Origin of the sequence: Arthrobacter sp. SIMBA_036 (assembly GCF_046535135.1) — a bacterium.
Taxonomy (GTDB): domain Bacteria; phylum Actinomycetota; class Actinomycetes; order Actinomycetales; family Micrococcaceae; genus Arthrobacter.
Window position 1 is genome coordinate 1 of the sequence record NZ_JAWRXG010000242.1, and the last position, 263, is coordinate 263.

Below are 263 nucleotides of genomic sequence, written 5' to 3' on the forward strand. Positions count from 1 at the left end.
CTTTAATGTTTAAAACTCCACTTCTTATGCCCCACATAACTAGTGAACACCGGCGCGGCGACCCCAACCGCATGCGCGATATCCCTCACATGCCAGGTGAACGCCAACCGTGGAAACACGTAATACGCTAGCCCCACACTAACCACCCACGTCTGCGCCACCGCCACTAGATTCACGAGCGTAAAGAAGAAAACTGAGCGCCCGGTCGATTGCGTGCTCTTCGTGAACACAAACAGCTTCGCCAACACAAACGCCGTAATCAT

Annotated in this window: 1 protein-coding gene; it reads right to left on the minus strand. The window is 53.2% G+C overall.

Annotation, left to right across the window (positions count from 1 at the left end; genetic code table 11):
• Positions 1-2: 2 nt before the first annotated feature.
• A partial coding sequence (locus SB659_RS19765) for a hypothetical protein (RefSeq protein WP_410551643.1) occupies positions 3-263 on the minus strand: 261 nt, incomplete at its 5' end.